The 5,469-nt window shown below is 36.8% G+C and carries 5 protein-coding genes; 1 reads left to right on the top strand and 4 read right to left on the bottom strand.

The window, feature by feature from the left end; all coding sequences use genetic code 11:
* Nucleotides 1-476: 476 nt before the first annotated feature.
* The 4 genes from CFS60_RS13740 to CFS60_RS13755 form a co-directional block, all read right to left on the bottom strand.
* On the bottom strand, nt 477-908 hold the full coding sequence (locus tag CFS60_RS13740; RefSeq protein ID WP_088839401.1) for a helix-turn-helix domain-containing protein: 432 nt from the start codon (nt 906-908) through the stop codon (nt 477-479).
* A 487-nt stretch (nt 909-1,395) separates the two neighbouring features.
* Nucleotides 1,396-2,532, bottom strand: coding sequence for a hypothetical protein (locus tag CFS60_RS13745; protein ID WP_088839402.1), 1,137 nt, complete (start codon nt 2,530-2,532; stop codon nt 1,396-1,398).
* A 708-nt stretch (nt 2,533-3,240) separates the two neighbouring features.
* The gene (locus CFS60_RS13750; RefSeq protein WP_088839403.1) at nt 3,241-3,651 is read right to left on the bottom strand and encodes a hypothetical protein; all 411 of its coding nucleotides are present in this window, start codon (nt 3,649-3,651) and stop codon (nt 3,241-3,243) included.
* 15 nt (nt 3,652-3,666) lie between these two features.
* Nucleotides 3,667-4,896: a lipase gene (locus CFS60_RS13755; protein ID WP_088839404.1), complete on the bottom strand. Its 1,230-nt coding sequence runs from the start codon at nt 4,894-4,896 to the stop codon at nt 3,667-3,669.
* Between the two features lie 148 nt (nt 4,897-5,044).
* Here CFS60_RS13755 and CFS60_RS13760 point away from each other — a divergent pair.
* A partial coding sequence (locus CFS60_RS13760) for a DUF1433 domain-containing protein (RefSeq protein ID WP_088839405.1) occupies nt 5,045-5,469 on the top strand: 425 nt, incomplete at its 3' end.

Below are 5,469 nucleotides of genomic sequence, written 5' to 3' on the forward strand. Positions count from 1 at the left end.
AAGCCAATAAACAAAACAAGGACGAAACATCTAGCTCATTGAATTTAAATACCCCTCGTTCTGTTGTCGATATTCTAGCTGATGTCAAAGCTGTTGAACAAGATGTTTTCAATACGTATCCCAAGCGCACATAACTTAAAAAGGAGCTGTCTCCTGTTAGATAGTTCCTTAAATCTGGAACCCGCATCACTAAAATACGCCATTAAAGTAAGAAGGTGAGATAAATTGAAAAAAAATGTTTATAATAACATGCGAATCATTTCGAGTATACTCTTACTATTATTTATACTCATAAACTGGAATGGTGGAATTACATATTATATGACAGGAATTATTGTTTATTTAGGATTTACAGCCATAATTAGATATAAATACAAAAAAAGTAAACAAACAATTCAATAACTATACAGTTTATCTCCAATAACCTTAAATACAGCAAAAGTAAAATAGTTTTTTAAATTTTACTTTTGCTGTATTTATTTATGAAATAGACGTTTAAAAAAGCTCTTATTTTCATTCTCTGATTCCATCTTTGCTTCTTCCAAAAATAATTGATTTTTTTGTTGTTCTTTTAATAAAAGTTGTTGTTGTTGGTCAAGTAATTTTTGCATCGTTTCTAATTGCTTATCTTTCTCTTTTAATTGAGAATTAGCTTCATTTAGTTGGTTCTCAAGTAATTCTAAAACCGACAGAGAAATCGTTTCTTTGTCGGTTTTTTTACCGACTTTTTTGTTGCCTTTCATTTGTATTTTTTCTTTTAAGACTCTCTGCCCGTCAGGCTTAATAAGTATATACCCTTTGTCGTTTTTTGTCGTTTCTTTTGTCGACAAAGACCTCAAATGATATTGTATAGTTTGTTTTGTAACTCCAAATTCTTCTGCAAGCTCTTTAATCGTTTTATTTACCACGATTAACCTACTTTCTCCCATTTTCATACATGGGTTTTCATTTCAATACTTCTCAACTTTATATTAAAAATAACAGTGTCTATTTAGATGCTTTTTTACTGCCAATAATAGGCAATTAGATGGCTTTTCCTTAGCTTAGTACCTGACCATTAAAAAGCCATTTATAAACACGTAAACTCTTTGCAAGACAAAAGCTCTCAACACTCTTCAATCAATTAAAGAAATGGAAATACTTACGGTTTTACCCTCAAAAAAGGTTTTCTTTTTTGACTGGTGAAAATCGTCTGTTCTTTCTTCTCATTCTCTATTCGAAATCGGCAGACTTCCAAGTAAAGTGTAGCTCATTATACTTTACTACGTAAAAAATGAGTTCTGCGAAGCTTCCAAAAAAACAAAGGGCGCACTTATACACCTTCTAGGTGTTCGTGCTCTAAAAATAAATAAAAACCACATAAAACCCTACATTTTTGATCGCATCAAAGACACCTTAAGCCATACCCTTTTTTTCAGCGTGGGCATGCTCTTCATAGGCTTTTATTCGCTCGTATTTCTGTTCAATTTTAGCTAATTCATTTCGGCACAACTCTATCCAGTCGTCTTCTTCGTCCGCTTCAGCTTTCAATAAACGTTGATACCAAATTTGACGTTTCGCCAAAAATGAATCTGTATTCCAAACCTCTGAATTATACTGTTCAATAATCAAGATGTTCTCAAAATCATTTTCCACATCTTCAATTTTCAAGGACTTGCGAAGCGTTAAATTTTCAGGCTTAAACCCATAACATTTCTGTGCCTTCTTCAACTTCATATCCTTTCGATTCGGCATTTTAATTCCACGTGAATGGTTATGTAACTGCATGCCAGTTTCGTACATATGTAGTCGTCCACCTTTTACGACTTTTTTCGACTGGTCTCGAGTATCAGTTAAAACTGGAGACGCTCCAGGAGCCCCCAGAAGCTCGTCTACGCGTTTTTCATCTTCTTCGGTATATAAATACCCTTCTTCGTCACAATCGACCGCTACGTTCGTTAAATAGCTTGTAAAGTATGCCCCCATGTTATCCGTTTTATCTGGACGTTTCACTTTCGTGATGCCATGCTTCCAAATTTTCGCATAGGTGTCATTATCAATATAGACTTTTTTCATCAACGGGAATTTCACTAACATATGAAAATGCCATGCCCCACGTTCCTGTGGCTCTGTAGCCTTCACATATTCTAAATGACCGCGAGTTTTCCCCCATTTTTTTCGACAATAATATTTAAATCGTTTTAAAAATTTATCAAAGTCCTTGCGAGCCTGCACTCTATCCGTCATATTCTCTCGATACGTCATCGTAATCCAAAGTTCATTACCAGCCCCATTAAAATTCGCATTAATCAAGTAAGACAAGCGCTTAAACGATTGTCGCAAGGAATTCATGTTGTCTTTTCGTGTTTCCGATTTTTTAAATTCTCCAATTTCCCCCGTACTCTTCACGAGATATTCAGAACGGTTTAATTTCAGAATCGGGCAAGTACGATTCCAATGTTCCATATACTGAATTTCGACAATATGCCCCATGTCTGTCACTCGGACATAGTCATGATTATTAATAAAAGCGTCCACTTTAGAAACTGCCATCGTCTTACCCTCCTCACACCGCACTGCTCTGCGATTCTTTTATTTTTCTCGTAAAGTTTAACTAAAATCAAGTCAATAAGAAACTCGTCGCTCACGCTCCTCCTTTCTCGGCTCCGCCGTCCCGCCGTCACTGCCGTTGGAGCGCTTTGGGCGCTCCCCGTCAGTCCGTCTTCGCCGAACACCCATTCCTTACACTCGACTTTTTTACTATTTTTTAGCTGACACAACAAAAAAAGTAAACGTCTCAATAGCTCGCTTGTAAGGCTTTTCGTCCATTCTTACAAGGTTTTCACTATCAATCCGTTTACTTTCCGATTGACTTATTAAGCCTTTGTTTATAAGATAAGCGTATCGGGTATTGCCGATATACTTACGTTTTTAAAAACAAAGTAACTTAATAGGCGAAGCCTCGTAAGAAAGGGCGAACTTTCTTACTTGGTATAAAAAGTCTGTGAGCGCTAACTCATAGGCTTTTTTCGCGTCCGTTATGAAGTTGTTTTTAGAATATCTCTAAATTCATGCTTTTGCAAGCGTTAACCCAAAACCTTTTTTAAAACCTCCCTCGCCGGGTGGCAGGCAAACGGTTGTTTCAACCATTTGCAAGCATTAGGGTGTAAATCAGACGCTTGAGTCAACTCCTTAAATTCCTTCTCTTCGTTCAGTCAGACATTTACCGTTGACTCTTCCTGTTTAATCCGTTTCTACCCCTTAATGCGCCTCATACAATTCTTCTTTACTCTTTCGAATCGCCACGGTTCGGGTCTCTTGGAGCCAGTTTTGAATCGCCTTTCCTGTCACTGAATCAAACGCATCTTGTAAGTTCACTTGTAACTCTTGTAACGTTTCAGGAATTTCTTCGAATTGCCTATGTAGGGGGGGAAGCTCCTCCTCAAATTTATCGTATATCCTAACCACACCTTGATGGGTCGCCCGTTGTAGCGCTATTTTTTGCGCTTGTCGAATTAATTCTCGTTCGGCTTGTATCAGTTGTGTTCTTTCTTGTGCCGTGATGTCTTTACTTTTCAATCGTTCTTTTAATACCTTGGCTTGATATGTGTATTCTCCTGATACATCACCCAATGCTCGGGCACGTTCTCGTTGATACATATCTCCATACATCGGTTCTTCACTCCTCTAAGTCATGTTCGCTGCTATCCAACTTCCTAGCGTATTATCTTTTTCCCGCATTGTTTTTGCTGCTTGAATTAATTCATGTTGAAACGCTAATAATTTTTTTATATTTTTTTCGTTGCTGGCATAAAATTCCTCAAACTTATCTGCATCATGAAATTCATAGACACCATTTCGATAATGAACACTTTCTTCCGTCAAGGCATTATCCACGTCCCAAGACGTCAATTCACTAAACCGGGCACCTTCTATCGTGTCCTCTTCTAAACGTTGCCGGAGTTGACGGGATTCCTGACGCGCGACTTCTTCTAAATCTTCCATCCGCTGTTGGACTTTCCGCATCACCGCCACTACATTATCAATGCGATTCGCTTGTTGAATCACCGCATTAGGCTCTATTTTAAGTTTGGCTGTGCCATTCGTATGAAACATATCAGAAAACGTCCCTCGCATATGTCCCATGAAAACAAATGTCCCCAGCTTAGCATTCGGGTTCGTATCCATAATAAATTGTTGCCCAATAGTCTCGCCATTTGGAACAATCTTCCCAACAGGGTCTAAGCGATGGCGATAATCGATAATCAACCCGTTAAAATCACCCTGATTTACCTCAGCTTGTTCAGCTTTAGAAAGGAGTCGGTACGGGTTGGCTGCTGCATAGGTCACCGCTTTCTTTTTAGTTTTTACCCCCATATACTGCGCCAATGCCCCACCTAAACTATGACCTGTAAAACTATAGTCTCGAATATTAAATTTTTGAATGGTTTGATTCACAAATAAATGGTATTCCGAAAACTGATTATCGGTATTGACATACCAAGACGGCAATTGAAATAATTTCATGCCAGGAATCGGTGTTTTACTGCTTAGATCCGATATTTTTTTTAAGTTTTCGCCTTGATACATCTTCGCTTTTGCATCAGTAGCTGGCTTGAATCCCATTCCTAATTTCAAGAAATCTGTATTCACCCAATCTTTCACAAATTGGCTTTTATTTGGTTCTGACCCCCGCGAAACAAATACCACATTGTCATAATCCGTTTTCCCTTTTTGATAATCTTTTGCCGGAACTACCGCAATGGCTTGTAAGCCACTTCCTTTTTTATCTACATAACTAATAACACGCCATTGTGAACCGTCTTTTAAACCAATAGGCTTTTTGCTTTCTAAAACATCATTATTGTAAACTCTATCAGCTAAATTAAAGTACTGCTCATCTGTAATTTTTGCCAATTTCATCACCTCTTATGTTATATTTATGTGTATAAGTCTAGACTTATATAAAATGGGAGTTGACTACATGAAAAGAAAAAAGAAACTAAAAATCATCTTAAGTATACTGTTAATTATACTACTTGTCATTTTGGGGGGGTACTTCTACATGAAACATCAAGAAAAAGAATTAATGCAGGAACAAAAACCAAGGATTGAAAAATATTTAAGCTATAATTACAACAATATCAACACTATAACTCTGACTAATGTTTACACAAACCCTACTGGAGTTATTCATATTAAAGGTTATATAAATAACAATAAAAAACTAAAAATTGATGCACCTCTTGATGGTAAAAATGGGGTTGAAGTTGTCGACACAACAACTTACATATATGAAAATTACATGAAAGAAAAATATAAATTTAAAGCGATTAATGTTTCTGATATTGAAGCCAAAGAAAAAGCCAATAAACAAAACAAGGACGAAACATCTAGCTCATTGAATTTAAATACCCCTCGTTCTGTTGTCGATATTCTAGCTGATGTCAAAGCTGTTGAACAAGATGTTTTCAATACGTATCCCAAGCG

This window comes from Listeria sp. ILCC792 (genome assembly GCF_900186135.1).
Lineage (GTDB): Bacteria > Bacillota > Bacilli > Lactobacillales > Listeriaceae > Listeria > Listeria goaensis.